Below are 26,889 nucleotides of genomic sequence, written 5' to 3'. Positions count from 1 at the left end.
CTGGCGATGAAGAAATTTTCGCTCAGTCAGTTGAAACGTTACGAGCAGGCGCTGCAGACAGCGATGCCCATCGTCAACGAGCGCACTCGGTAAACGCGCAGACGATCGAGCGGCACGCCGGCCCTACTCCGCCGGCGTGAGCTGCTGCCGGTTCAGGCGCATCGCCGCCGTCTCGCGCACCCGGACGCGGGCGCGGCGCTTGCGCCACCAGATCACGACGCCGGTGACCGACAGTGCCGCCACCACGAGGCCCATGATCGAGATCAGGATACGCCCAAAGAGCCCAACGATGCGGCCTGAATGCAGCGGGAATTGCGCCTGCACGAAGATGTCGGCGGCGGTGCCGACCCAGGGCAGCCGTTCGCCGATCGGGCGGCCGTCCTCGCTGTCGTAATAGAGCTGGGCCGGCCCGACGCCGCCGGCGCCGTGATCGTCGCCGGGATGGAAGAACGCCGCGGCATAAACGCCATGGGCCGGGCCGTAATTGATCGAGCCGACCGGGACGGTCCACCCTCGCCCCTTGCCGTCGGCCGCCGCGCGCGCAGCGATGTCGTCAAACGTCACCTTGGGCTCGATGGGATCGTCGAGATCGCGATATGGCCGCTGCTCATAGGGCGTCGGCGTGTAGTTCGACACCATCTTCATCATCGGCGAGAACACCTCGAAATAGAGGTTCAGCGAGAACGCCGTGAAGGCGATGATGAACAGCACGCCCCAGGTCCACAGGCTGAAGGCGCGATGGATGTCGAAATTGATCCGGTAGGCGCTGCCCGATGCCTTGATGGTCCAGGCCGGCGCCCAGCGCGCCCAGAAGCCGCGTTCGAGCTGGCGCGTGACCTGGGGCGCCCGCGCGGCCTTGGCGCGCCGTCGCGAGGGCAGCGTCAGATAGAAGCCGACGAAGCAATCGATGGTCCAGATGATGGCGATCACGCCGAGCACGCGCATGCCCCAGCGATCGCTGCCCCAGAATTCCGGAATGTGCATGGTGTAGTGGAGCTTGTAGAGGAACGAGACGAAGTTTTCGCGCGTCACCGGCCACACCGCGCCCCAATAGCGCCGGCCGAGCTCCGCGCCGGTGTTGGGGTCGAGGAAAATCTGGTTGTAGTCGATCGCGAAGCGTTTTCCCGTCGCCGGATCTATCCGCGGCATCACGAAGAACCACAGCGAGTGCCCCTCCTCCGGCGTCATGAAGAGATACACGACGCGCGCGCGGGGATCGCGCTGCTCGATCATCTTCGCGAGCTCGATCGAGGGAATCGCCGGGCCTTTGCTGGTGACATCGAACAGGTGGTGATTCAGCACCTCGTCGATCTCATGATCCCAGGAGATGATCGCCCCGGTGATGCCGGAGAAGAACAGGAAGCCGGCCGTGAGCAGTCCCGCCCAGCGATGCAGCCTGCCGAATAACGCTCTCATCGCTCAGGTCTCACTTCAGCAGGTCCGGCCCCCCAATGGCCGGACCCTCGTTACGTTGAATTCACCAGCGGTAGGTCAGCTTGCCGATGGCCTTGCGTCCCTCGGCGTAGAAGCAGCCGGACGCGGCGCCGTAGCAGGCGGCAACATAGCGCAGGTCGGTCAGGTTGGTGACGTTCAGCGACAGGCGCCAATTGTCACGGGTGTAGGCGAGCAGCGCGTCCAGCACGGTCGAAGAACCCACCTTGAACGTGTTGGCATCGTCACCCCAGGTCGCACCGACATAGCGGATGCCGCCGCCGAATTGAACGCCGGCGAGCGGACCGTTCTGGAGCGTGTAGTCACTCCACAGTCCGGCGCGGTTGAGCGGCACCGTCGTCGGCGCCTTGCCGAGATTGACCGGATCCTGCGACAGCATGGCATCGACATAGGCGTAGGCGGCCCGCAGGTTCCAGCCGTCGGCGAGCGACATGGTGCCTTCGAGCTCGATGCCGCGCGATTTGACCTGGCCGAGCTGCGAGGCAGTGTAGCTCGGCGGCGCATAGACGACGACGTTGTCGCGTGTCAGGTCGAAGGCCGCGAAGGTGAACAGCGCATTCCAGCCGAGCGGCTGGTATTTGACACCGACCTCGTACTGCACGCCGGTCTCGGGATTGAGCAGAGCGCCGGTCGCCGTCGTCGCAAGCACCGGCAGGAACGATTCCGAGTAGCTGAAGTAAGGCGCGATGCCGTTGTCGAAATTGTACATGACGGCGGCGCGGCCGGTGAAGGCCGAGGCATCGGTCGAGGCCGAGCTGTTGAAGAGGTCGGCGTTGACCTTCGTCGTCACGAAATCCTGGCGGCCGCCGAGCTGGAACGACAGCCGGCCGAGTTTGATCTGGTCCTGCAAATATAGGCCGACCTGCGATTGCTTGACGCCGGTGTTGTCGGTCATTCCGCCCAGGGCCCAGTCGTAACTGTAGACCGGGTTGAACACGTTGACCGTCGGCGACGAGGTCGTCACGCTGAAGGCGGTATCGCGGAAGTCGCTGTTGCGATAGTCGATGCCGGCCAGCACGGTATGACGCAGGAAGCCGGTGGTGAACTTGCCCTGGAGCTGATTGTCCACCGCGAACGAGTTGATATACGAGTTGCTGTAACTGCCGACGCGGGCGTAGCTGCCGGCGGCCTCGTCGGTATAGCCGGCGCCGTAGAAGACCTTTTCCTCGTTGTGCTGATAGGCGTAACGCAGGTTCTGCCGGAACGTCAGGTAGTCGTTGAAGTCGTGCGAGAGCTGGTAGCCGGCGGTCGCGATCTCAGTGTTGAAGGTGTCGAAGCTCGGCACGCCTGCGAAGAACGACACCGGGATGGTGCGCCCGTTGTTCGGCCACAGCGTGCCCGAGGCCGGCAGGAACTGGAGCCCCCACCCGGCCCGGTCGCGCTGGTAGTCGGCGAGGATCGTGATGGTCGTGTCCTCGTTCGGCTTGAAGGTAACGGCGGGCGCGATGAAGACGCGATTGTCCTTGGTGAAGTCGACCTGGGTCTCGCCGTCGCGGACGACGCCGGTCAGGCGCCACAGCACGGTGCCTTCCTTGTTGGCGGGGCCGCCCATGTCGAACTGGCCCTGATAGCGGTTGAAGCTGCCGCCGGAGATCGAGACTTCGCCGAACTGCTGCGCCGTCGGCAGCTTTGTCACGTAGTTGAGCAGGCCGCCGGTGCCGCTGCCGCCATACATTGCCGAGGACGGTCCCTTGAGGACCTCGAGACGTTCGGCGCCGTAGGGGTCGAGGCCGTTGAAGTGCACGTAATTGCTGGAGGGAATCCTGAGGCCGTCGATGTAAAGGCCCGGCATGGTCATGTCGAAGCCGCGGATCTGGAGGCCGCCGAAGCGGGTGTCCGAGCCGCCATTGACGTCGCCGCTGACGCCTGCGGTGTAGCGCAAGGCCTCCCCGATCGAGACCGCGCCCTGGTTTCTGATCTGGTCGGTGGTGACGACGGACACCGACTGCGGCGTTTCGATCAGCGGCGTGTCGGTCTTGGTGGCGGTGCCGCTCCGCGTCGCCACGAAGCCGCGCACCGGCCCATTGGCGCGTTCATCCGTGTCGCGATTCGCTGATGCCGACTGCGTCGGCATGGCTCGCTGCGCAGGAGAACGCCGGTTGGCGCGCGCGGTCCGTGCCGTCGCGGATCGCCGCGACGAGGCCGCCGCCGCGGGTCGGGCGCGCTGCGCCGGCGCCTCCACCGAGACCGTGGGAATTTGAGTCTGCGCCTGCACGCGCGCGAAGGGAACGCAGAGAGCGAATATGCTGACGGCGCCGAAGAAAAGCACCTGAAGCTGTCGAACACGCGCATTGGAGCACGAGCGAAGTTGGAAGTCTGACACGTCTATCGAGGTCCCACGCACTGCCGGCTTTGCCGGAATGATTTTTGGACTCTCGCCCTAACGCGGGAGCATTCTCAGTGCGAGAGACGCAGAGTTAGAATCTATCGAGACCGGGGAATAAATCGTGCGACCAATGCGCCCATCTGCGCGTCGAGGTGCATCGCCGGCTTCTGCGAGTGCTCGGATATGGAATGCTTCTAGAGTGAGAACATTCGCCGCTTGTCCGCGACCGCGTGGAAACGGCGGGCGTGCTGTCTCGCGCTGATCGCCGGAGCTTCGGCGATCAGCGCTGTCGCGAACGAATGGCTGCGACGACGATGCGACGGCTGACGGGAGCCCGGCAGTTCAACCTTACGCGGCAATCATCGTGTTGAGCGCTTTAACGCTCGGCGCAAACAGCACTGCAACGCCCTTGTAGCGGATAAATTGCTTCATCTGGAACGTCACGGAGGCGTCCCCCGCGAGCGGAACCTGGAACCGGGTCTCGGCCTTTGGATCTGCCCGGTTTCCGGTCAAGGCATCCTGCGCATTGGCTCCGTTCGGAAGGCGCATGTAGGCGTCGGCAAAGTCGGTCTGATGCATCCACCGCAGGATGGTATAGAATTGCTCGTTGATCCTGGCGAAGTAGAAAAGCCCTACGATGCCGCGGTCCTTGCCGTCGTCCTCCGTGCCCTCCAGACGAGGGCCGTAGGAAAATCCGCGGCGTATGACGCGCGGCGGCCCCTTGGGGAAACGAATCTGATTGGCAAATTTCAGCGGCTGATCGCGGCAATTGACGATGCGGATGTGAGCCCCGAGCGGGCATTTGACGCCGTTTGGATCGTCGCCATAGCCGAACGCATCGTTCAATTGCGGGGTCGATGGTGGTGCATCCGGAAAGCGTGACAGCGGCGACCCGTGTCGCCAGCGCCCCATCATCTTGGCCGCGATCCATTCCTCGGCCAGTTCCGGGCCGACATGCGGCGCCGCCTGCGGTGCATTCGCCTTCAGGAATTTGTTGAAGGCCGCGACGTCCTGATAAAGCCACGACAGGCCGACGAATGATCCATCGCGCGCGAAGTCCTGCCATGGACCGGGCTTGAACGGTGCAGTGGGAAAATCGCTGTTCGGATAGCCGACGACGATCTCGCGACAATCGACGGCGTCGGAAGCCCTGGCACCCGGCGCATCCTGCCAGTCAACATTGGGCGCGGTGATTCCATCGCGATAGCCAAAATGCAGGCGGCCGTCGGCTGGTCGACAACCGGACAGCGCACGGTCGTCCCAACTGTCGAGCGACAATTCCCGGACACCGAGGCCTGTCGCCGACTGCCGCACTTGCGCGAGGCAATCTGCTTTCTGCTCGGGCGTATCGAACCCGATATGGATGGCGAGATCGATATCGCTCGACTTGAACTTGCCGTCCCACCATCCGGCCGGAGCGCTGGCGTCGAAGAAACCAAGCTGTGTCGCAATGCCGCCATCCGGCGCCTGCGCTGGGTCGACGAACGATACCTCGAACTGCTGCCGCCCCTGCGCGACGTCAAGTTCGGCGCGACCCGACATCAACGTCGCGATGCCGTTCCAACTGAACATGAAGTGGAACGCGGGACCATCGGGATCTGGGCCTGCCCCCACCGCTGCTCGCGGTATCCATTGCCGCAGGAAGGACCTGGCACCGCCGGCGTCGCCAAACCTAAACAGCAGAACCGCGAGTAGCGGCTTGGCGGAGCTTCGAGCGACGATCGCCTGCAAATTGCCGAGATCCACCATGGCGCCTGTCCTGCAAGAACGGTCAGCCGATAGGCAGCCTCAAAGCCGGCCTATCTCGAAAGCGCAAATACGCTCTGAAAGCTATTTCCCGAGCTTTGCCAGAATGTCTGCGACAGTCATTCCGTCGTAAGCCGAGAACAGCCAGCCGGACGGGTTGCCGCTGATGTCGGTTGAGCCGTCGGTCGCAGTGCCCAGCGAGCGCGCGTTGTGGTTCTTCGAGAATTCGAAGAACGCATTGGGATCGTTGATGTCCAGGCCAGTCGTATCTGCCAGGGAAAATATCGCGGCAAATATCGGCGTGAGCGCTCGCCGGAAAAACTCCGTGTATTCCTGGTGCGTTCCCTCATATTCGGTGATGACCTGGATGTACTTGTCCTCGATGACGACGACCCGGGCGAAATGAACGATCCTGGACTGCTTCAGCGCCGCCGCGATGGCGGGCTGAACCTTCTCAGTGAAGCTCGCCTCGAGATTCCGCAGCTTTGCCAGGGTCTCGGCATCCTGCTTGATCGGCAGCGTGAGATTGAGTGCATGGGTCATGGGAAATCTCCTTAAGGAATACAACCTTAAGATGGTATCACTCTCGAAAGGAATTGGAAGGGATCTTTTCGACCTGCGGCCGTCGCGTCGCGGGCCCTTCGAAAGGGGCAGCAATACTCCCCTGACAATTCGACCGCGAGCGCATGCGACCAGCGAACCAGCGCTGGTCGGCCTGCTGCGAACGTTGTTGTCGCGCGACGAGCCTAAGCTTTGCCGGCGTGGCAGCACGCGCCGCCGGCGGCGTCCTTCGGGTCGCCCGCTAGCACGCTGCGGCTGTTGCGCTCCGGCGGAATGTCGCCGGCGGCATTGGCCGAAAAAAATCCGGTCGGCTTCAGCATGAAGCCGGCATATTCGACCGGCATGATCGGAAAATCCTCGGGCTTGCAGACATGGGTGTGGCCGAAGGAGTGCCACACCACGAGATCGGTATTCTCGATGTTGCGGTTCTGCGCGGCGTAGCGCGGCAGGCCGTCGCCGCCGGCATGGACGTTGGGATAATCGCCGCTGGCGTATTTCTCGTCCTTGTCGAAGGCCGTGACCCAGACATGCTTCGTCGCAAAGCCGCCGCGCTTGCGCACATAGCTGCCCTCTTGCGCCAGCATCAGCGGGCTCGGATTGACGACCAGCTTGTAGGCCGGCGCGTTGCCGACCGAGTTGGTCTCGTTGGGATTGCTGATCTTCCAGAACCGGCCGGTCTCGCCGTTCGCAATGGCAGCCGCATCACGCTCGCGCGATAGGATGCGTGTGGTGGTATCGAACGCATTGCCGTGCGGATTGTCCGCGCCCCAGGGCCGCGGCACGAACTCGTGCTCGGTGACGGTATTGCCGCCGCCGTCGAGATCCATGTGCAGGCGCACGTTGAAGAAATGCTGGTGCGTTGGGCCGCCCAGATTGTCGTCGACCATGCCGCCCCATTTGTATTTTTCGCCCGATGGCACGGCGGCGGTCTGGATGATGCCGGTGAGTTTGGTCTCGAGCTGGATCGTGCCGTCCTGGTACAGGTACCAGTAGAAGCCATAGTCGTAATTGCCGACGGTGGCGAAGAACGAGATGACGAGCCGCCGCGAGCGGCGGACCTCGAACAGGCCGTTGCGGAATTCGTAATGCTTCCAGGCAATTCCGTAGTCTTCTTCATGCATGCAGATGGCGTTCTGCATGACGAAGGGCTCGCCCTTGTTGTCGGCGGCCGGCACGTCGAAATAATGGATGTTGCCGAGGCAGTCGCAGCCGAGCTCGAGCGCGTTGGCGAGCATGCCGAGCCCGTATTCCCCGGCATCGAACGCCGACTTCCAGAAATGGTTCTCGGTCGGATCGGCATAGGGCACCACCATCTCGGTAACGCTGGCGCGATGGATCAGCGAGCGCTTGCGATCACCGTCCTGGTAGGCGAGCTGATGCAACACCAGGCCCTCGCGCGGCGTGAAGCCGACGCGAAAATTCCATTTCTGCCAGTCGACCTTCCAGCCATCGACCTTGAAGCTCGCGCCCTCCGGCTGTTCGATATGCAGCGGCTTGATGTCGGTGCGCGGATTTTTGACTTCATGCGCGCCGTAATTCCGCTTCTTGCGCGGGATCGGCACGATCGGATCGGCGTCCGTGAGGTCGATGACCTTGCCGGCGATCAGGTCGACCACGGCCACCACGCCCTCGATCGGATGGGCGTAGCCGTTGTCCTGCAGATGTTCGCGGAAAAAGCTGACGGCGCGCACGATACGGGCGCCGCGCTCGTACTCAAAATCGAAGAAGCCCGAGGAGAACGGATCGACCTGGACCAGCTCGATATCCTTGTCGGTGAGCCCGCGGCGGACCATCGCCGCGCGCCAGCCTGGATCGGCCTTCACCACGGCCTCGCACTTGAAAAATTCTTCCAGCATCACCGGCGGCTGCCCATAGGGCGCCTCGCGGTTCGGAATGACCTTGCGCGCGACGATCTCGTTGCGGTCGAGATCGACGATGTGCTCGATCGCCTCGCCCGTGGTGACGTCGAGCGTCAGCGCGAAGGCGCGGCGCCCTGCTCCGCCCGTAGCCAATTCCTGTTTGGTCGGCTCCTCCAGCCGGACGGTCGGGAAGCGGCAGTTCTCCGGCGAGGTCGTGGCGGCACGAACCAGCGTGCAGGCGGCCGTGATCTCTTCGGCTGTCAGGGGATCGAGCGGATGCGGTGCGGCCGCTTGAATCGGTGATTTGGCTTTGACGGTATCGGGCATGATGATGACCAGAAATCAGCGCGGGGCGAGATGCGCGGTGACGGCGCGGAAGGCGGCGAGCCAGCGGTGGTCGAGCGGAACGTCCATCGCCTTCGGCTGCGTCGCGAGCTTGACGATGACGGTGTCGGTGGCCGCGTCGATGTAGAGCCACTGGCCGTGAATTCCGATCCCCGCGAGATCGTTCCGCGACGGATCGATCGTGTACCATTTGCTGCGGTAGCGGGCGCTCGGGAAGATGTCGGCGAGGTCGCCGTCTTTCCACGCCTGGGGATCGCCGTTCTCGTGGATGTCGTCGATCCACCAGCCCGGCACCACCTGCCGTCCCTCGACCACGCCGCGGCAGCGGATCATTTCGCCGAAGCGCAGCAGATCGCGTGCGGTGACGGAAAGCCCGCCGGCGATGCGGCCCATGCCGTGGCTGTCGAGCGTGAGGGAGCCATCCTCCTCGGCGCCCATCGGCTGCCAGAGATAGTCGGAGAGGATGCGATGGTAGGGCATGCCGCAGGCGCGCTCGTAGACCCAGCCGAGCACTTCCGTATTGGTCGAGACGTAGTGGAACACCTTGCCGTGCGGCTTTCCTGACCCGCGCAGCGTGGTGAGATAGGCGCGCTGATGGCCGGCTTCGACGCCCGGCGGCGGCACGTCCCAGCCCGAGGAGAAACGATAGCGTGCGACGTCGCCGGCCGGATCCTCGTAATCCTCCTCGAACTTGATCGCGACGGCCATGTCGAGGACGTTACGGACGGTGCAGCTGCCATAGACCGAGCTCTCCAGCTCCGGCACGTAGCGCACCACCCTCGCCTCCGGATCGAGCAGGCCGCGCGCGGCCAGCACGCCGCCGAGCGTGCCGGCGATCGACTTGCTGATGGAGCAGATCAGATGCGGCGTCGTCGCGCTCATGCCGTCGCCGTACCATTCGTGGATCAGCGTGCCCCGGTGCATGACGAGCAGCACATCGGAAAAGGTCTCGCGCAGTGTGGCCTCGATCGTGGTCGGCTTGCCGTCCGGCGCGGTGAAGCTGAGCTTTTGCAGCTCGCGCGGCGCGCTTGCCATCTGTGTGGGATGCGCGGAGCGACGGACTTCCGCGGTCGGCAGCACTTCGCGGGTGTGGGTGAAACCCCAGCGGATGGCGGGAAAGCTGCGCCAATTGGCACGGGTCACTTGGGCCTCGGGCGCAGGCGGGCTGCCGCGCATGATGTCCGTCGGTCGCATCTCGATCCTCCGCAAGGCCATCCTGACTGCGATGTCGGAACGGCAAGGGAGAAGACTGCACACAGGCCGCATCGGGCGTTATCGAGATCCGGCAATATTTTGCTGGACAGCGGCCATGGCCGTGCCAGTCTGGCGTGGTTCTTGCTAGCTCCGGGCTAGCAAATTTCGACGTGATGTCATGGCCTTAAGCGCAACTCTTCCGACTCCGGACTCGGCTGCGAACCTGTTTCAGGCGCGCAGTACCGACGTCGACGAGCATTGCGCCGCTCTCGGTCGCTGGCGGTTGAGCTACGACCAGATCAGCGCCGGCGCCTTCCGCGGCAGCTTCACGCAACTCTCCCTGCCCCGCCTCGAAGTCTTCCGCGAAATCACCAGCCAGCAAGTCCGCCAATACGGCCAGCTCGGTGCCGACAGTTTTGGCATCGGTCTGCCCTGGCACGGCGACGGCGAAGTCAATTGCAACGGGGCCAGTGTTGCAGGCTCCCAGGTAATCGCCAGCATCGATGCCGAGATCGACATGTGTACGCCGAAGGCCTTCGAGCTGCGCGGTGTCGTCGCCAGCGCGGCCCTGATCGCGGAGCTTGCGGCACGGCTCGACATCGAATTGCCGCGCGCCGTCTGGCACCAGTTGCTGGTGATCGAGATGGCGGCGGCGCCGGTCGCGCGGCTGCGCGCCCACCTCGCCGCCATTCACGAGACCATCACGGCCGCACCCGAACGGTTCGACGATCCGGCCGCGCGGCAAGCGCTGGAGGACGCCCTCCTCGTCGAGATCATGGACATGCTGCCGACGGCCCAGCCCAGCGATCCCGGCCGCAGCGCCACGGCGCGCAAGCGCACCGTGGATCGCGCCCGCGAGCTGATGCATGGCAGCGGCGATCGCTCGCTGTCGCTGCTGGAGGTCTGCAAGGCGGTCGGCGCGAGCCCGCGCAAGCTCGGCTATTGCTTTCAGGAAGTCGTGGGCACGAGCCCGATGCGTTACTGGCGCGCGATGCGGCTGAACCGGGTGCGGCGGGACCTGAAGCGCGCCAGCGGCACCGAGACGTCGATCTACGACGTCGCCGTGCAACACGGCTTCTGGCACTTCAGCCAGTTCTCGCTCGACTACAAGCGCCACTTCTCCGAGCTGCCCTCGGAGACACTGCGGCGCGCGAGGCTTGTCGCCTGACGCGCGCGTCTTCTACTCCAGGACAAGTCGTGGCTAGCAGCTCGCTTGCGGCCATCCTTCGAGACGCCCGCCTCTGGCGGGCCCTCAGGATGAGGTCATTTTGCAGCGAGATATCAGACCCTCGTGGTGAGGAGCCCGCGCAAGCGGGCGTCTCGAACCATGCAGGCCGGGCACGTTACCAGGTCGGCAAATACGTACCCTTGAAGCGCGTCTCAAGAAACGCCTTCACGGGATCGGAGTGATAGACCGTGATCAACTGCTTCACCCACGGCTTGTCCTTGTCCTCCTCGCGGACGGCGAGGATGTTGACCCACGGACCATCGGGGTTCTCGCGCGCGATCGCATCGGTCGCCGGATTGAGGCCGGCCTGCACGGCGTAATTGTTGTTGATCGAGACGACGTCGACGTCCTGCAGCGCGCGCGGAAGCTGGGCGGCATCGAGCTCGACGAAGCGCAGCTTCTTCGGGTTGTCGGCGATATCAGCGATGGTCGAAGCGACGTTGGTCGGGTCCTTCAGCTTGATCACGCCGTGCAGCGCCAGGATCATCAGGCCGCGCGCGCCGTTGGAGGGATCGTTGGCAATTGCAACGCGGGCGCCTTCCGGCAAATCGGCGAGCTTCTTGAATTTCTGCGAATAGACGCCCTGCGGCGAGCCGATCGTGTTCGCGACCTTGACGATTTTCCAGCCGGTCTTGGAGATCTGGTTCTTCAGGTAAGGCTCGTGTTGGAACGAGTTGGCTTCGAGGTCCTTCAGCGCCAGCGCCTGGTTCGGAATGACGTAGTCGGTGAACTCGACCACCTTGATGTCGAGGCCGCGCTCGGCGCCGACCTTCTTCACCACGTCCAGGATCTCGGCATGGGGGCCGGCGGTGACGCCGACGCGGATGGTTTCAGCTTGAGCGGTGGTCGCAAGCAAGGCTGCAGCCGCAAGGGTTGCGAGAAAACGCATTGAAGTCTCCAGTTTCAGAAAATGTGTATCAGCGCTGCCGCAGCCGGCGGTTGACCCGACGTGCCAGATAATCGCCCGCGCTCTGCACGAGCTGCACCAGCGCGATCAGCACGACCACGACAGCCAGCATCATCTCCGGCATGAAGCGCTGATAGCCGTAGCGGATGCCGAGATCGCCGAGCCCGCCGCCGCCGACGGCACCGACCATGGCGGAGTAGCCGAGCAGGCTGACCACCGCGAGCGTCAGCGCCAGCAGCAGGCCGGGCAGCGCCTCGGGGATCAGCACCTTGAGCACGATCTGGATCGGCGATGCCCCGAACGAGGACGCGGTCTCGATCAGGCCGCCGTCGACCTCGCGGATCGCAGCTTCGACCAGGCGCGCGATAAACGGCGTCGATGCGATGACCAGCGGCACGATCGCTGCGGTCGAGCCGATCGAGGTGCCGGCAATGAGCCGGGTGAACGGGATGATGGCGACGACCAGGATGATGAAGGGCGTGGAGCGCGTCGCATTGACGACGATGCCGAGCACGCGATTGATGGTGGGCGCCGCGAACAGCTCGCCTTTCCGGCTGGTCGCGAGGAACACGCCGAGCGGCAGGCCGAAGGCGGTGCCGACCAGTGCCGCGATGCCGACCATGTACAGGCTTTCGCCTGTTGCCTGGACGATGAGGTTGATGAGTTCAGGCGACATAGCCGAGACGCTCCGCCGGGAGTTGATATTGAGAGAGCCAGGCGAGCGTGCGCGTCACCGCGTCCTCGCCACCGGGAATACCGAGGGTCAACGAGCCCACATGCTGGCCGCCGATCTCGTCGATGCGCGCCGACAGCAGCGCCACGTCGAGACCGAGCTCGCGGGCAAGCCGCGCCACCACCGTGTCGCCGGCCCCTGCCCCGCGCACCTGGACGCGGATCACGGCCTGCCCGCCGGCGGACGGCTCCGCCACGATCCGGCTCGCAAGCGACACCGGCAGGCTGTCGCCGATGACTTCGGCGAGGAAGGACTGCGTGATCGGATGCTTGGGGTGCGTGAAGATGTCGGCGACATGGCCGCTCTCGACGACATGGCCGGCGTCGAGCACCACCACTTCCTTGGCGAGCTGTCGCACCACGGACATTTCGTGGGTGATCAGCACGATGGTCACGCCAAGCTCGCGGTTGATGTTGGCGAGCAGATCGAGGATCGCGCGCGTGGTCTGCGGGTCGAGCGCCGAGGTCGCCTCGTCCGACAGCAGCACGCTCGGCCGCGTCGCCAGCGCACGGGCAATGCCGACGCGCTGCTTCTGGCCGCCAGAGAGTTCAGAAGGGTAGCGGTCGTGCTTGTCGGCGATGCCGACCAGCGCCAGCAGCTCGGCGACGCGGGCCTTGATGTCGGCCTTGGCCCAGCCGGCGATCTCCAGCGGCAGCGCGATGTTGTCGGCCGCCGTGCGCGACGACAGCAGGTTGAAATGCTGGAAGATCATCCCGATCGAGCGCTGCGCCAGCCGCAATTCGCGGCCTGCCAGCGCCGAGATATCGCTGTTGTCGACGATCACGCGGCCCGTGGTCGGCTTCTCCAGCCCGTTGATCAGCCGGACCAGGCTCGACTTGCCGGCGCCGGAGCGGCCGATGACGCCGGTGATCGAGCCGCGCGCAATCGCGAAGTCGATGTCTTGCAGCGCGTTGACGCCGGGCTTGCCGCGATAGGCCGGATAGATCTTCGAGATGCCCTCGAAACGGACCATCGCGTCAGCGTTCCGAGCGGCAGGTGAAATCGCTTCAAGCGTTTCGATCTTCTGTCCGATCGCGAGCGATTGGTGGGCGTTCATGGAGGCGGCCTTCATGCACAACAGTTCCTGCTGCCCCCTGGGCATGCGGGAACCGGTCGCGTCAAGCGACGGAGAGTGAAATCGCCGTGAGGGTTCGGGTGGAACACGCTGCACTGCAGCACGCACCATCGCCTTTTCAGGTCTTCCTTGCAATGTCAGATATTTGCGGGGAGTTGGACGAAGTTTTCCCAATCCCACCCCGGCGAAGAAAATTCGTCTGCCGGGGGTATGAGCTTCCGGCCCCGCTCAACTGATCTGCAACCAGGGCAGCACGATCAGCAGCAGTCCCGCGAAATAGAGCAGCCCGAACAGCAGCCCAAAGCCCCAGAACTGGCCCTTCCCGATGTAGCCGCTGCCGAAATACATCGGCGCGGGTCCCGTCGCGTAAGGCGAGATCACGCCCATCAGGCCGAGCGAATACATGCAGAGCATGGCGAGCGTCGTGACCGGCAGGCCGGGGATGCCCGATCCGACCGCGAGCACCACCGGCAGCACGGCCGCGGCATGCGAGGTGATGCTCGAGAAGAAGTAGTGGATCCAGAAGAACAGCGCGACCAGCAGGAGCATCGCGGTCGACGGCGACAGCCCCGCGAGCGGTTTGGCGTATTCGGTCGCGAACCATTTGATGAAGCCGATTTCGTTGAGGCCCGAGGCCAGCGTCAGCAGCGAGGTGAAATAGAAGAACACCTCCCAGGCGCTCTTCTCGCTGACGATGTCGGCGAACTCGATCACGCCCGTCACCAGCATCAGGGAGATCACGATGAACACGACGGTGGTGGCGTTGACGAAGTTCGAGCCGAGCAGCGGCACGTGGATGTCCGGGCTCGAGCCCGCGATCCACAGGAACATCGCGAGGACGATCAGAGCCAGCATGATCCACTCGTTGCGCGACATCGGGCCCATCTCGCTGACCTCCTTGGCCGCCCACTCGGAGATCTCCGGGCTGTGCTTCACCTCGGGACGGCAGACCACATAGCTGAGCAGCGGCACGAGGATCATCAGGAGGATGCCGAGCGGCGCAAAGCCGACGAACCACTGCGCCCAGCTCACCTCGACGCCGGCGGTCCTCTTGGCGATCGAAAGCGCGGCCGCATTGGGCGCGAGCGCGGTGAAGAACAGCGAGCTGGTAATCGCGGTTGCCGCAAACGCAGTCCACATCACATAGGTGCCGATCTTGCCGGCAGTCGGCCCGGGCTCGGAGCCGTAGATGCGCGGGATGTTGCTGATGATGGGATAGACGATGCCGCCGCTGCGCGCGGTGTTGGATGGCGTCGCTGGCGCCAGCAGGAAGTCCGACATCGCGACCGCATAGCCGAGACCGAGCGTGTTGCGGCCGAGCTTCTGCACCAGCACCAGCGCGATGCGGCGGCCGAGCTGGCTCTTGCGATAACCGATCGAGAATACGAAGGCGCCAACGATCAGCCACACCGTGCTCTCGGCAAATCCCGCCAGCATCCAGCGCAGCGACTTGCCGGGATCGGGATCGATATAGCCGGCGACGCCCGCGACCGTCAGCCCGATGAACCCGACCGCGCCGACCGGCATCGATTCCAGGATGAGCCCGGTGATGACGGCCGCGAACACGGCAAAATAGTGCCACTGATTGGCGTTGAGACCCGTCGGCACCGGCCACAGATAGATGGCCAGCCACACCACGAGCGGCGCGATCAGCTTCCAGCTAAACCCTTTTGCCTGAGGCGTCTGCGAGCTAGCGGCCATGGGCCCTCCCCCCTCGATTGTCGTCGCATTGGACCGCCCGTTGGCCGAGCCGTTTTTGTCCTAGCGCGGCGTATACGGACTGTCCGCGGCGCGATCAATGGCCTGACTTCACGTTTTACCGCCCCTTGCTACCGCCCCTTGAAGCGTGGTTTGCGGCGGGTCAGGAACGCCTCGATGCCCTCCTTGTGGTCTTCGCTGAGACTCGCCAGCGCGAACTGGTCGACGTCCATGTGGCTGGCGAGATCGTCCAGCGCATGCGCGAGCCGGTTGACGGTCAGCTTGGTCATGGCGACCGAGAGCGGCGGCTGCGCGGCGACCTTCCGGGCAAGCTCCATGGCGGCATCGAACGCATGGCCGGGATCGGCCACCTGCTCCACCAAACCCCACTCGTAAGCTTCATCGGCCGAGATGCGCTGGTCGGCCAGGATCACCGCCTGCTTGGTGCGGGCCGGCCCAATCAGATGCAGCATGCGCGGGATGCTCTGCCAGCTCATGTTCATGCCGAGCCCGATCTCGGGCACGCGCAGATGCGCGTCGTGCCCCATCACACGGAAGTCGAGCGCCACGGCCAGCGCGACGCCGCCGCCGACGCAAAAACCCTCGATGGCCGCGATCGTGATCTGCTCCATCTCATGCCAGGCATGGGTCAGACGCGGCCCGAGCTTGAGATGCCGCCGCAGCGTGCCGAGATCCATGTCCTTGCGCGAGCGGCCCTCGGCATCCTTGAGGTCGAAGCCGGCGCTGAAGGCGCTGGTGCTGCCCGTCAGAACCACGACGGACGTTGCGGCATCATCCTCGAAGCTGCGCGCGGTCGCAGTGAGCTGGCGCAGCGCCTCCGGCGAGAGCGCGTTGATGCCGTCGCCGCGGTCGAACCGCACCACCGCAATCCGCCCCTCCGGTCCGAGGCCCTTCTCGATCGTCACGAAGTTCGTCACCAATGTCTCCTTATCCGCTTTGCGGCGAGGCTAGCCTACATCCGGCCTCACGAATATGGGACCCGGTTGCGCCCCAGCGCATACTCGACAGGCAGGGACCATTGCGCCTATCTTTGCGCCATGAGCCACGATCACGACCATCATCACGACCATTCCGAGCTGTCGGAGACCGAGCTGCGCGTGCGCGCGCTCGAGACGATCTTGACAGAAAAAGGCTATGTCGAGCCGGCCGCGCTCGACGCCATCATCCAGGCCTATGAGACCAGGATCGGGCCGCACAATGGCGCGCGCGTCGTCGCCAAGGCCTGGACCGATCCTGCGTTCAAAAAGGCGCTGCTGGAGGATGGCTCGAAGGCCATCGGCACGCTCGGCCATGTCAGCCGCGTCGGCGACCATCTCGTCGTGGTCGAGAATACGCCGGAGCGACACAACATGGTCGTGTGCACGCTGTGCTCCTGCTACCCCTGGGAGATGCTGGGGCTGCCGCCGGTCTGGTACAAGGCCGCGCCCTATCGCTCGCGCGCGGTGAAGGACCCGCGCGGCGTGCTCGCCGATTTCGACGTCACGTTGCCCAAGGAGATGGAAATCCGAGTGTGGGATTCCACCGCCGAGACCCGCTTCCTGGTGCTGCCGATGCGTCCCGCGGGCACCGAAGGCTGGAATGAGGAGCAGCTCGCCGAGCTTGTTACGCGCGATTCCATGATCGGCACCGGCTTTCCAAAGACGCCTGGAGCGCCCTCGTGAACGGCGTGCACGACATGGGCGGCATGGACGGGTTCGGCAAGGTCGAGGCCGAGCCGAACGAGCCGATGTTTCACGAGGAGTGGGAATCGCGTGTTCTCGCCATGGTGCGCGCGATGGGCGCGGCGGGCGCGTTCAACATCGACACCTCACGCTTCTATCGCGAGACGCTGCCGCCGCACGTCTATCTGTCGAGCTCCTACTACAAGAAATGGTTTCTCGGGCTCGAGGAGATGCTGATCGAGAAGGGATACCTGACCCGGGAGGAGGTCGCTGCCGGCCACGCGATGCAGCCTGCAAAGGCGCTCAAGCACGGCAAGTTCGACCTCGCCAATGTCGAGCGCGTCATGGTGCGCGGCAAGTTCGCCCGCTCTGCTCCGGCGCCGGCAAAATTCAACATCGGCGACCGCGTCCGCGCCAGGAACATTCATCCGACCACGCATACGCGGCTGCCGCGCTATGTGCGCGGCCATGTCGGTGTCGTCGAGCTGAACCACGGCTGCCACGTATTTCCGGATTCGGCGGCGATGGAGCTCGGCGAAAATCCGCAATGGCTTTACACGGTCGTCTTCGAGGGCCGCGATCTCTGGGGCGCAGACGGTGATCCGACCTTGAAGGTGTCGATCGACGCCTTCGAACCTTATCTGGACCCGGCGTGATGAGCAGCACGGCTGCGGCCGCCGCGACGGCGGCCATTCCGAGCATTCCGCGCGATGACGACGGTCCGGTGTTCCGCGCGCCCTGGGAAGCGCATGCGTTTGCGATGGCGCTGACGCTGCACGAGCGCGGTGTGTTCACCTGGCCGGAATGGGCCGCAGCCTTGGCCTCCGAGATCAAGCGCGCGCAAGCCGCCGGCGATCCTGATACGGGCGAGACCTATTACCTGCACTGGCTCGCCACGCTGGAATGTTTGGTCGCAAGCAAGGGCGTCGCATCGACGGAGACGCTGCACCGCTACCGCGACGCCTGGGACCACGCCGCGGATCGTACGCCGCACGGTAAGCCGATCGAGCTGCGGGAAGAAGATTTTCGGTAGGTCTTGCCTCACCCGTCGTTGCGAGCGCAGCGAAGCAATCCAGTATCTCTCCGCGGTGACAGTCTGGATTGCTTCTTCGCTTCGCTCCTCGCAATGACGACGTTGAGAGGGCGCAAGCTCTCTCCTCCGTCGTCGCCCGGCTTGACCGGGCGACCCAGTACGCCGCGGCTTCTCGGCTCAAGCACCTTCTCTGGAATACCGGATCGCCCGCTTTCGCGGGCGATGACGGCGGAGATTGGAGCGCTATTTGCGCCTCGCCGCAAACTTCCGCCACCCCTTCGCCCGCAAACTGCACGCCGGGCACTCGCCGCACCCGAAGCCCCACTCATGCTGCGCGCCGCGTTCGCCGAGATAGCAGGTGTGCGAGTGCTCGCGGATGAGATCGACCAGTCCTGCGCCGCCGAGGTCGTGGGCGAGCTTCCACGTTGCCGCCTTGTCGATCCACATCAGCGGCGTATGCAGCTCGAATTGTCTGGCCATGCCGAGCGAGAGCGCGGCCTGCATGGCGCGGATGGTGTCGTCGCGGCAATCGGGATAGCCGGAATAATCGGTCTCGCACATGCCGCCGACGATGTGGGTGATGCCGCGCCGGTAGGCGAGCGCCGCGGCAAACGTCAGGAACACCAGATTGCGGCCGGGCACGAACGTGTTCGGCAGACCGTCGGCGCCCATCGCGATCGCGACGTCGCGCGTCAGCGCCGTCTCGGACACGGCCGCCAGCGTCGGGATCGACAGCGTGTGGCTCTCGCCGAGCCTTGCGGCCCAGTCTGCGCGCAGGCCCTTGATGCCGTCGAACAGCCGGTCGCGGCAGGCAAGCTCGATGGCATGGCGCTGGCCATACTCGAACCCCAGCGTCTCCACGCGCGCAAAGCGGCTGAGCGCCCAGGCGAGGCAGGTCGTGGAATCCTGGCCGCCGGAAAACAGCACCAAGGCGGTTTGTGATGAAAATGCGTCACTCATGGCCCGCGCTTTAGCACTGCGGGCGCTGCTCGCCAATCTGCCGCCAATCGGTGGAAATCGGCCTGTTCCGCCGCGCCGCGCTGGGAACGGCGGGCCGCTTTTGGCATAAGGCTTTGGAGCCAGGAGACTGCCCCGCAATGACCCCTTCCCGTGACATTTCCCGCCTGATCGAGATCATGGCGGCGCTGCGTACGCCGGTGACCGGCTGCCCCTGGGACCTCGAGCAGGATTTTGCGACGATCGCGCCCTACACGATCGAGGAGGCCTATGAGGTGGTCGAGGCCATCAGCCGCGGCGATCTCGACGATCTCAGAGAGGAGCTCGGCGACCTCCTGCTCCAGGTCGTGTTTCACGCCCAGATGGCTTCGGAGCAGAATGCCTTTGCCTTCGGCGACGTCGTGGAAGCCATCACCCGCAAGATGATCCGGCGCCATCCTCATGTCTTCGCCGACAAGGACGGCAATCTCGCCGCCTCCCACGTCAAGGAGGTCTGGGACCGCATCAAGGCCGAGGAGAAAGCCGAACGTGCGGCGCGCCGGCCGCCGGAGGAAACGCCGACGCACAAGTCGTTACTCTCGGGTGTCAAGGCCGGCCAGCCCGCGTTGACGCGTGCGATGGAGCTCCAGCGCAAGGCCTCGACCGTCGGCTTCGACTGGAACGACCCGCGCGCGGTGCTGGCGAAAATCCGCGAAGAAGCCGACGAGATCGAGGCGGCGCTCGACCGCAACGACAGCGAGGGGCTGGCGGAAGAGACCGGCGATCTGATGTTTGCGCTGGTCAACCTCGCCCGCCATGTCGATGCCGATCCGGAAAGTGCACTCCGCGCGACCAACGCGAAATTCGAGCGGCGCTTCGCCTTCATCGAGCGCGCGCTCGAGGCGCAGGGCCGGACGCTCGAGCAGGCGTCGCTGGCGGAGATGGACGCGCTGTGGAATGCGGCGAAGAGTGAGGCGAAACCGGTATCAGAGACTCGCTCGCAGGCCCGCCGCTAGCGTCGTGGCCCGCTCCATCGGCGTACCCGCAAGGATCGAAGCGGTCGCGAAGGAGACATAGGTCAGCATCTTTTCCCGAATGCAGCGAGGCGGTCATGGCGGATTGCAGTCAAGCCATGAAACCGTCACGACAAGCAGTCTAAAGTTGAGCGACGGAGCCCGCGCAGCCGAAATCCGACCTCAGGTGAGTGCGATGCCATTAAAGCACTATTCGGTCCTCAAGGGACGCCCGATCGCAATGCGTTTCGGCACCGGCCAGTCGCCGCACTATCAAGTCCATGTCGTGGCCGACAACGCGGATTTCCGCATCGCCGTCAATGTGCAGTCAGGCGACGGAAGCGAAGTCGAGTTCCTGGTGCGATCGCACTTTGTCCATCCGATCACCGATCATCTCGCGGCGCTACCGGAGGGCCTGCACCCGCAGCCGCCGAAGCCGGCCAGCATCGCGCTGGACTTCATTCGCGGCAATCTGATGCAGCCCCAGGAGATGATCCCGCTGCAGCTGTCGGTGCCCGGACCCGACAATGACCTCAACGAGAAGCTCGACCAGTTCGTCCAGCGCGCGCTCTCCAACGAAAGCGCGATGGTGTACGCATTCGGTGAGACATGGGGGCCGGAGACCAAGGCGGACAATTATTTCGGCTTCCGGCCGGGGCGCGGCATTCACGACATCCATATGAATCAGGGAAATCCGATCGGAAGGTTCTCGGGCGACAACGGGCCATGGCAAGACGGCGGGCTGGTGTTCGAATTCCCGGATCAGAAGCTATGGACGGCGGTCTTCCTCAAATTCCAGACGCAGGCCTGGCACACCGACGACAAGACCGGTGCCCCCATCGATCTCGGCGCGCCGACACAGCCGCCAGATCCGACCGCTCCTCCGACCGGGCAAATGCCTGACGGACTCGTGCGCATCATCGCAGCACTCGTCAACGCCGTGAAGACGCCCGAGCGGGAAGTCGTCACGCTGCTCAATACGGCCGATCGCGACATCGATCTCACCGGCTGGATGCTGGCCGACAAGCAGAAGAACAAGATGGTCCTGTCAGGGAAGATCGAGGCCGGGGGCACGCTCGCCGTCGTCGTGCAGAAGCCGATGGAATTGTCGAACCAGGGCGGCATCATTTCGCTGCTGGACGAGCGCGGGATCAAGATCCACGGCGTCGCCTATACCAAGGCGCAAGCGAAGAATCCGGGCCTGACCATTCCGTTCTGATGAGCCGCAAGGCGTCAGAGGCACGCAGGGAAGTCCGCGCTAACTCGCTGTCGTCGGCTTACGCGGAAAGTGCGTAGCCCGGATGGAGCGCAGCGCAATCCGGGGCGCATCGTGTCGCGATTTCCCGGATTTCGCTTCGCTCCATCCGGGCTACGAGGTCGCGCTATAATTGTCCGCCTTACGCCGACAGACGCGGCACGGCATCGAACCGGTTCACCACGATATCGCGCTTGGTCTCGTCGACCCGCACCGTCATGTCGAAGCGGCCGTCGTGCAGCTCTTTGGCCAGCACCTCCGCATTTCGATGCAGCCAGCTGATGCCGGCACCATCGGCGGCGTCGATGGAGAGATCGAGCGTGGTGCGTTTTGCGGCGAGCCGTTCCTCGATCGCCGCAAGCAGAGCGTCGATCCCCTCGCCTGACACGGCTGACACCAGCATCGCCGGATGATCCTCCGGCCGGCGCGCGGCGATGTTCAAAAGCTCTTCGCGCTGTTCGGCATCGTAACGGTCGATCTTGTTCCAGACCTCGATGATGCGGCCGGAATCGTCGGGGTTGATGCCGAGCTGGCGCAGCACGGCGTCGACGTCGCTCTGCTGGGCCTCGGCATCCTCGTGCGAGATGTCGCGCACGTGCAGGATGACGTCGGCTTCCAGCACCTCCTCCAGCGTTGCGCGGAAGGCGGCGACGAGCTGGGTCGGCAGGTTGGAAATGAAGCCGACGGTGTCGGACAGCATCGCCTTGCCGCCATGTGGCAAAGTGAGCGCGCGCAGGGTCGGATCGAGTGTGGCGAACAGCATGTCGGCGGCCTGAACGTCGGCGCGGGTCAGGCGGTTGAATAGCGTCGACTTGCCGGCATTGGTGTAGCCGACCAGCGCGACGACGCGATACGGCACGCGCTGGCGTCCGGCGCGATGCAGCCGCCGCGTCGCCTGCACCTTCTTCAGCTCGCCCTCGAGTTTCGAGATGCGCTCCTGGATCAGGCGGCGGTCGGCCTCGATCTGCGTCTCGCCGGGACCGCCCATGAAGCCGAAGCCGCCGCGCTGACGTTCGAGATGGGTCCAGGAGCGGACGAGGCGCGAGCGCTGGTAGTTGAGATGCGCAAGCTCGACCTGGAGCGAGCCTTCCTTGGTCTTTGCGCGGCGGCCGAAGATCTCCAGGATGAGGCCGGTGCGGTCGAGCACCTTGGCGTGCAACTCCTTCTCGAGATTGCGCTGCTGGATCGGCGCCAGCGCGCAATCCATCACCACGAGCTCGACGTCGAGGCTCTTGGCCAGCGCGGCGATCTCCTCGACCTTGCCCTTGCCGATATAGGTCGCGGGGCGGATCTGGCTGATCGGCGCGATGATGGCGTCGGCAATGACGAGGTCGATCGCCCGCGCGAGGCCGGCGGCCTCATCGAGCCGGGCTTCCGCGTCACGCTGAACATGGTTTTCCGATTGCGTGTCGGCACCGCCCGCGCGCGCACGCAAGTAGGGGCCGATGACAAGCACCCGCCCCGTCTGCTTCGCCCCTGCCGACCGCGGACGGTCAGCCTCCCCGTCGAAATTCCGGGGTTCCAATCAGATCACTCTCAAGCCGGCTGATCCTCGCCGCCTTCGAACAACTGGATCGGAGCGCCCGGCATGATGGTCGAGATCGCATGCTTGTAGACAAGCTGCGAGTGACCGTCGCGCCGAAGCAGCAAACAGAAATTGTCGAACCAGGTCACGATGCCCTGGAGCTTCACTCCGTTGACCAGAAAGATCGTCAGTGGCGTCTTGGTTTTGCGAACGTGATTGAGGAAGGTGTCCTGTAGGTTTTGTGCGCGGTCTGCCGCCATTGTTTTTTTCTCGCTTTGAGTTTCTTTTTATTGCGCCGGTTGCGGCCCTCTTTGTGACATTCGGGGCCTCTTCCGGTTGCTATTCCTCATGAGATCCCCCTCGGAGGAACAGCGGTTCGATTAGAGGACAGGACGGGTTATTAGGCAAGCCGCTTCACGCGGCAGGCCACGCCCAATTGCCCCGAAAAACTACGGAAATCGATGATTTTCCTCGCTAATCCCTGAACTGCGGCCGCGACGTCGCGGTCTCAGCCAACGCCGAGCGCCTTCAGCTTCCGGTGCAACGCCGAACGTTCCATGCCAACAAACTCAGCCGTGCGAGAAATATTTCCTGAAAAACGGCTGATCTGTGCAATCAAATAGTCGCGCTCGAACACTTCGCGCGCTTCGCGCAGCGGCAGCCCCATGATGTGCTCGCCATTGTTGCTGGTCGGCATCGCCGGCACCATCGAGCCGACGTCCTGCGGCAGCATGTCGGCGGTGATGATCACCTCCGGTCCGCCTGCGGCCAGAATCATGACTCTCTCAACGTTGTTGCGGAGCTGGCGCACGTTGCCGGGCCAGACATGCGATTGCAGCACCGCCATCGCGTCCTGCCCGATCTGCCGCTTGGGCAAGCCGCTGCCGGCCGAGATCTGCTCCATGAAATAGTCGATCAATTCCGGAATGTCCTCGCGCCGCTCCGAGAGCGCGGGCACGCGGATCGGCACTACCGAGAGCCGATGATAGAGGTCTTCGCGGAAATGGCCGGCCGCGATCTCCTCTTCGAGATTTCGCGCGGTGGAGGAGATGATGCGGACGTCGACCTGCACCTTGGCGGTGCCGCCGACGCGCTGGAACGACTGCTCGACCAGCACGCGCAAGATCTTGTTCTGGGTTTCGCGCGGCATGTCCGCGATCTCGTCGATGAACAGCGTGCCGCCATGGGCCTCCTCGAGCGCGCCGGGCTTGCGCGGCTGCTCGCCATTGGACTGTTCGACGCCGAACATCTCGTGCTCCATGCGCTCCGGCGTGATCGCGGCGGCATTGATCACGACGAACGGACCATCGGCGCGACCCGAGGCCGTATGCAGCGTGCGCGCGGTCAGCTCCTTGCCGGCGCCGGCCGGGCCGACGATCAGGATGCGGCTGTTGGCCTTGGCTGCGCGGTCGATGGTCTGGCGCAGCTGGTTCATGCTCGGCGAGCGGCCAACGAGCGAGCTTGCGCTCGGCGCGAGCTGTTTCAGCTCCTTGACCTCGCGCTTGAGCCGCGAGTTCTCCAGCGCTCTGTTCGCGACCAGGATCAGCCGGTCGGCCTTGAACGGCTTCTCGATGAAGTCGTAGGCGCCGCGCTTGATCGCGGCGACCGCGGTCTCGATGTTGCCGTGGCCGGAGATCATCACGACCGGCAGATCGGCATTGTCCTTCTTGACCTGCTCCAGCAGCTGCAAGCCGTCGAGCTTGGAGCCCTGGAGCCAGATGTCGAGAAACACCAGATGCGGCCTGCGATTGGCGATCTCGGCAAGCGCCGTATCGCTGTCGCGGGCGGTCCGGGTCACGAAGCCCTCGTCTTCGAGAATGCCCGCGACGAGATCGCGAATATCGGCCTCATCATCGACAATCAGAATTTCACTTGCCATGGTTCGCGCCTGTCTTGTCAGATGCCTGTTGAGGCTTCGATCTTCGTTGAATCATTGGTCATTTCAGCCGGCTCTTTGGTTTCGGCGGCCGGCTGTTTTGTTTCGGGGGGCTTGGCGATGTCCGTGACCGCGTTTGCGGCCGGCGATGCCTGCACGGTCCCCTCGCTCTTCGCGGGGGCACCGGAGATCGCAAAGCGCATCCGCATCCACGCGCCGCGCTGGCCCTCGCGGAAGTCGGAAGCGTCCTTCAGCTCGATACGCCCGCCATGGTCTTCGAGCACGCGGCCGACGATCGCCAAGCCAAGGCCGGTGCCCTTGGCCCGCGTCGTCACATAAGGCTCGAGGAGGCGCGAGCGCGCGACCTTGGGCAGGCCGATGCCGTTGTCGATGACGTCGATCAGCACGTCCTCGCCCTCGCGCGAGACCACGACGTCGATGCGGCCCTTGCCGTAATCCTTGCCGAGCTCCTCCGGCGGCACCTGCTCGATCGCCTCGGTGGCGTTCTTGACGATGTTGGTGACCGCCTGCGAGATCAGCCGCCGGTCGAACTGGGCGCGCAGCGGATCTTCCTTGAATTCGGCCTCGATATCGATCTCGGGATGGGCGACCTTCATCAGGAACACCGCCTGCCGCACGGTGTCGGCGACGTCCTCGCCCTCCATCACCGGCTTCGGCATCCGTGCGAAACGCGAGAACTCGTCGACCATGCGGCGGATATCATCGACCTGGCGCACGATGGTGTCGGTGCACTGCTCGAAGATCTGCTTGTCCTTGGTCTCGGTGATGTCCTTGCCGAACTTGCGGCGGATGCGCTCGGCCGAGAGCTGGATCGGCGTCAGCGGATTCTTGATCTCATGCGCGATGCGGCGCGCGACGTCGCCCCAGGCCGAGGTGCGCTGCGCCGAGACCAGCTCGGTGATGTCGTCGAGCGTGATGATGTAGCTGTCGTGCGGCTGGCTGGCCTTCTCGGCGCTGACGCGGACCGACAGGTTGCGCTCGGTGCCGTCGCGCGTGATCGTGATCTGGCCCTGTACCAGGCGCTGGGTCCCTTCCCGCGCCGTCTTCATCATCTCTTCGAGCTCGGGCAGCACGTCGGAGAGCGGATGGCCGAGCGTCTCGGCTTCGGAGTGCCCAATCAGCTTCTCGGCGGAGCGGTTGAGGATGCCGACGCTGCCCGAATTGTCGACGCCGATGATGCCGGCGCTCGCCGAGGACAGCACGGCCTCGATGAAGCGGCGGCGGCTGTCGATGAGATCGCTGGCGTTGACGAGCTCGTCGCGCTGGCTGCGCAATTCCTGCGTCATCTTGTTGAAGGTCTCACCCAGCTGGGCAAGGTCGCCTTCCGACTGATGCACGGGCACCTTCACATGGAGGTCGCCGGTCGAGACCGTGTGGGCCGCGTTCATCAGCCGCCGGATCGGGGCCACCAGCGAGTTGGCGAAGTTGAGGCCGATCAGCACCGAGGCCATCAGGATGGTGAGCGCGATCACCGCGAACATCAGCGCGAGGGCGACCTGGATGCCGAGCCGGCGCGACTCGATCTGGGCGTATTCGGCGACGCTGACCTCGGTCTGCTTGAGCTGGTTGACCACGTTCGGATCGAGCGGCCGCGCGACATAAAGGAAGGTGTCGCTGAAGGCGCGCAGGCGGATCACGGCGGCGACGAAGCTCGCATCCGGCAGCACCGCGATCTCGGGCTCGGATTCGTTGACGTTACTGAGGAAGTCCGGCGCCGGCGGCGAATAAGCGAGCCGCATGCCGGTGTCGGCCGATTCCAGGATATTGGTGTTCTTGTCGATGATCATCGCGCCCGGCAGGTTGCGGGAGCCGGCGCTGGCGGTCAGCAGCTCGCGGAACGAGCGGCGGTCCTGGTCGTAGAGCGGCCGGGCGTGGGCGATGTCATTGGCCATGCCGAGAATATCGCCGCGGATCAGCTGCGCGTGGTCCTGCATGTAGGCCCGCGCGATCGTCAACGAATTCTGGATCACCTCCTTGGTCGGACCGGAAAACAGCCGGTCGAGGCCACGCTCGATGGTGACGTTGGCTACGACGGCGACCAGCACCGCCGGCAGCACCGCCACGATCGAGAACAGGCTGACGATCTGGACATGGAGGCGCGCCGCCGCCCGGCCCCGCCGACGCGCCAGGATCAGCTGCCAGAGCTCGCGGACGATGATGCCGACCAGCAGCAGGATCGTGGCCGCATTGATCAGATAGAACGAGCGGACCACCTCCGGCGTCGGCTCGATCCTCGTGAGACCGGTCAGGACTAGGAAGGTCAGGAGGGCCGACAGCAACGCCATCGCCACGGCAAGGGGTGCCAGCCAGCGTCGCACCGACCAACGCCGGGGCTCTTCCGCTGGGGCCGTGTCGAAGTGTGCGGCCGAGGTATCTGCGCTGGTCATTCCGGCAATGGTGCTGAAAACGGGGTCCGCGGCGGGC

22 protein-coding genes are annotated in these 26,889 nt (G+C 64.5%); 6 read left to right on the top strand and 16 right to left on the bottom strand.

The genetic code is table 11. From position 1 onward, the window contains the following. Nucleotides 1-123 precede the first annotated feature (123 nt). The 6 genes from fsrB to QJT78_RS06565 all read right to left on the bottom strand — a co-directional run bounded on the left by fsrB (nt 124) and on the right by QJT78_RS06565 (nt 9,483). Nucleotides 124-1,416 carry a siderophore utilization protein FsrB gene (gene fsrB / locus QJT78_RS06590; RefSeq protein ID WP_028147541.1) on the bottom strand — a complete coding sequence of 431 codons (1,293 nt, stop codon included), beginning with the start codon at nt 1,414-1,416 and terminating at the stop codon, nt 124-126. A 61-nt stretch (nt 1,417-1,477) separates the two neighbouring features. Further along, entirely contained in the window at nt 1,478-3,469 is a 1,992-nt protein-coding gene (locus tag QJT78_RS06585; protein WP_038975473.1) for a TonB-dependent siderophore receptor, read from the bottom strand. A gap of 657 nt (nt 3,470-4,126) precedes the next feature. Then, nucleotides 4,127-5,527: a hypothetical protein gene (locus QJT78_RS06580; RefSeq protein WP_038942895.1), complete on the bottom strand. Its 1,401-nt coding sequence runs from the start codon at nt 5,525-5,527 to the stop codon at nt 4,127-4,129. An 81-nt stretch (nt 5,528-5,608) separates the two neighbouring features. Next, entirely contained in the window at nt 5,609-6,067 is a 459-nt protein-coding gene (locus tag QJT78_RS06575; RefSeq protein WP_028147544.1) for a hypothetical protein, read from the bottom strand. Between the two features lie 203 nt (nt 6,068-6,270). Beyond that, entirely contained in the window at nt 6,271-8,271 is a 2,001-nt protein-coding gene (locus tag QJT78_RS06570) for a primary-amine oxidase (RefSeq protein ID WP_038942896.1), read from the bottom strand. 15 nt (nt 8,272-8,286) lie between these two features. Continuing rightward, complete coding sequence (locus tag QJT78_RS06565) at nt 8,287-9,483, bottom strand: serine hydrolase (protein WP_028147546.1); 1,197 nt, start codon at nt 9,481-9,483, stop codon at nt 8,287-8,289. Between the two features lie 178 nt (nt 9,484-9,661). On the opposite strand from QJT78_RS06565, the gene QJT78_RS06560 reads away from it, so the two are divergent. Then, a complete protein-coding gene (locus QJT78_RS06560; protein ID WP_028147547.1) occupies nt 9,662-10,651 on the top strand; it encodes a helix-turn-helix domain-containing protein in 990 nt (329 codons plus the stop codon). Between the two features lie 175 nt (nt 10,652-10,826). Here the strand turns inward: QJT78_RS06560 and QJT78_RS06555 are convergent, their stop codons facing one another. From QJT78_RS06555 to QJT78_RS06535, 5 genes are all read right to left on the bottom strand, one after another. Further along, nucleotides 10,827-11,600: a MetQ/NlpA family ABC transporter substrate-binding protein gene (locus tag QJT78_RS06555; protein ID WP_028147548.1), complete on the bottom strand. Its 774-nt coding sequence runs from the start codon at nt 11,598-11,600 to the stop codon at nt 10,827-10,829. A gap of 28 nt (nt 11,601-11,628) precedes the next feature. Beyond that, on the bottom strand, nt 11,629-12,294 hold the full coding sequence (locus tag QJT78_RS06550) for a methionine ABC transporter permease (RefSeq protein ID WP_028147549.1): 666 nt from the start codon (nt 12,292-12,294) through the stop codon (nt 11,629-11,631). Beyond that, the gene (locus QJT78_RS06545; RefSeq protein WP_038942897.1) at nt 12,284-13,423 is read right to left on the bottom strand and encodes a methionine ABC transporter ATP-binding protein; all 1,140 of its coding nucleotides are present in this window, start codon (nt 13,421-13,423) and stop codon (nt 12,284-12,286) included. The genes QJT78_RS06550 and QJT78_RS06545 overlap by 11 nt, the downstream gene beginning before the upstream one ends. 231 nt (nt 13,424-13,654) lie before the next feature. Further along, a complete protein-coding gene (locus tag QJT78_RS06540; protein WP_028147550.1) occupies nt 13,655-15,127 on the bottom strand; it encodes a DASS family sodium-coupled anion symporter in 1,473 nt (490 codons plus the stop codon). A 128-nt stretch (nt 15,128-15,255) separates the two neighbouring features. Continuing rightward, nucleotides 15,256-16,062 carry an enoyl-CoA hydratase/isomerase family protein gene (locus QJT78_RS06535; protein WP_028147551.1) on the bottom strand — a complete coding sequence of 269 codons (807 nt, stop codon included), beginning with the start codon at nt 16,060-16,062 and terminating at the stop codon, nt 15,256-15,258. A 120-nt stretch (nt 16,063-16,182) separates the two neighbouring features. Between QJT78_RS06535 and nthA the strand changes: the two genes are divergently transcribed. The 3 genes from nthA to QJT78_RS06520 are packed head-to-tail and all read left to right on the top strand — an operon-like array spanning nt 16,183 to nt 17,839. Next, nucleotides 16,183-16,806, top strand: a complete 624-nt coding sequence (gene nthA, locus QJT78_RS06530; RefSeq protein WP_028147552.1) for a nitrile hydratase subunit alpha — start codon at nt 16,183-16,185, stop codon at nt 16,804-16,806. Further along, complete coding sequence (gene nthB / locus QJT78_RS06525) at nt 16,803-17,462, top strand: nitrile hydratase subunit beta (protein WP_028147553.1); 660 nt, start codon at nt 16,803-16,805, stop codon at nt 17,460-17,462. Before nthA ends, nthB begins: the two co-directional genes overlap by 4 nt. Further along, nucleotides 17,462-17,839 (top strand): nitrile hydratase accessory protein, encoded by a 378-nt coding sequence (locus QJT78_RS06520; protein WP_212480353.1) that lies wholly within the window; start codon nt 17,462-17,464, stop codon nt 17,837-17,839. Before nthB ends, QJT78_RS06520 begins: the two co-directional genes overlap by 1 nt. A gap of 243 nt (nt 17,840-18,082) precedes the next feature. On the opposite strand, the gene queC is transcribed toward QJT78_RS06520, so the two are convergent. After that, on the bottom strand, nt 18,083-18,799 hold the full coding sequence (gene queC, locus QJT78_RS06515; protein ID WP_038942900.1) for a 7-cyano-7-deazaguanine synthase QueC: 717 nt from the start codon (nt 18,797-18,799) through the stop codon (nt 18,083-18,085). A 137-nt stretch (nt 18,800-18,936) separates the two neighbouring features. Between queC and mazG the strand changes: the two genes are divergently transcribed. Together mazG and QJT78_RS06505 are read left to right on the top strand one after the other, a co-directional pair. Then, nucleotides 18,937-19,791 (top strand): nucleoside triphosphate pyrophosphohydrolase, encoded by an 855-nt coding sequence (mazG, locus tag QJT78_RS06510; RefSeq protein ID WP_028147556.1) that lies wholly within the window; start codon nt 18,937-18,939, stop codon nt 19,789-19,791. A 193-nt stretch (nt 19,792-19,984) separates the two neighbouring features. Next, entirely contained in the window at nt 19,985-21,007 is a 1,023-nt protein-coding gene (locus tag QJT78_RS06505; RefSeq protein ID WP_028147557.1) for a DUF2278 family protein, read from the top strand. Between the two features lie 178 nt (nt 21,008-21,185). Here the strand turns inward: QJT78_RS06505 and hflX are convergent, their stop codons facing one another. The 4 genes from hflX to QJT78_RS06485 all read right to left on the bottom strand — a co-directional run bounded on the left by hflX (nt 21,186) and on the right by QJT78_RS06485 (nt 26,852). After that, a complete protein-coding gene (gene hflX / locus QJT78_RS06500) occupies nt 21,186-22,568 on the bottom strand; it encodes a GTPase HflX (protein ID WP_028147558.1) in 1,383 nt (460 codons plus the stop codon). 11 nt (nt 22,569-22,579) lie between these two features. Further along, nucleotides 22,580-22,828 (bottom strand): RNA chaperone Hfq, encoded by a 249-nt coding sequence (gene hfq / locus QJT78_RS06495; protein ID WP_007591126.1) that lies wholly within the window; start codon nt 22,826-22,828, stop codon nt 22,580-22,582. A 248-nt stretch (nt 22,829-23,076) separates the two neighbouring features. Continuing rightward, on the bottom strand, nt 23,077-24,447 hold the full coding sequence (locus QJT78_RS06490; protein ID WP_014495332.1) for a sigma-54 dependent transcriptional regulator: 1,371 nt from the start codon (nt 24,445-24,447) through the stop codon (nt 23,077-23,079). 17 nt (nt 24,448-24,464) lie between these two features. Next, a complete protein-coding gene (locus QJT78_RS06485) occupies nt 24,465-26,852 on the bottom strand; it encodes a PAS domain-containing sensor histidine kinase (protein WP_038942901.1) in 2,388 nt (795 codons plus the stop codon). Nucleotides 26,853-26,889 lie beyond the last annotated feature (37 nt).

Source organism: Bradyrhizobium sp. Mp27 (genome assembly GCF_029953005.1).
In the GTDB taxonomy this organism is placed as follows: domain Bacteria; phylum Pseudomonadota; class Alphaproteobacteria; order Rhizobiales; family Xanthobacteraceae; genus Bradyrhizobium; species Bradyrhizobium barranii.
This window is presented reverse-complemented; position numbering and strand designations above follow the sequence as displayed.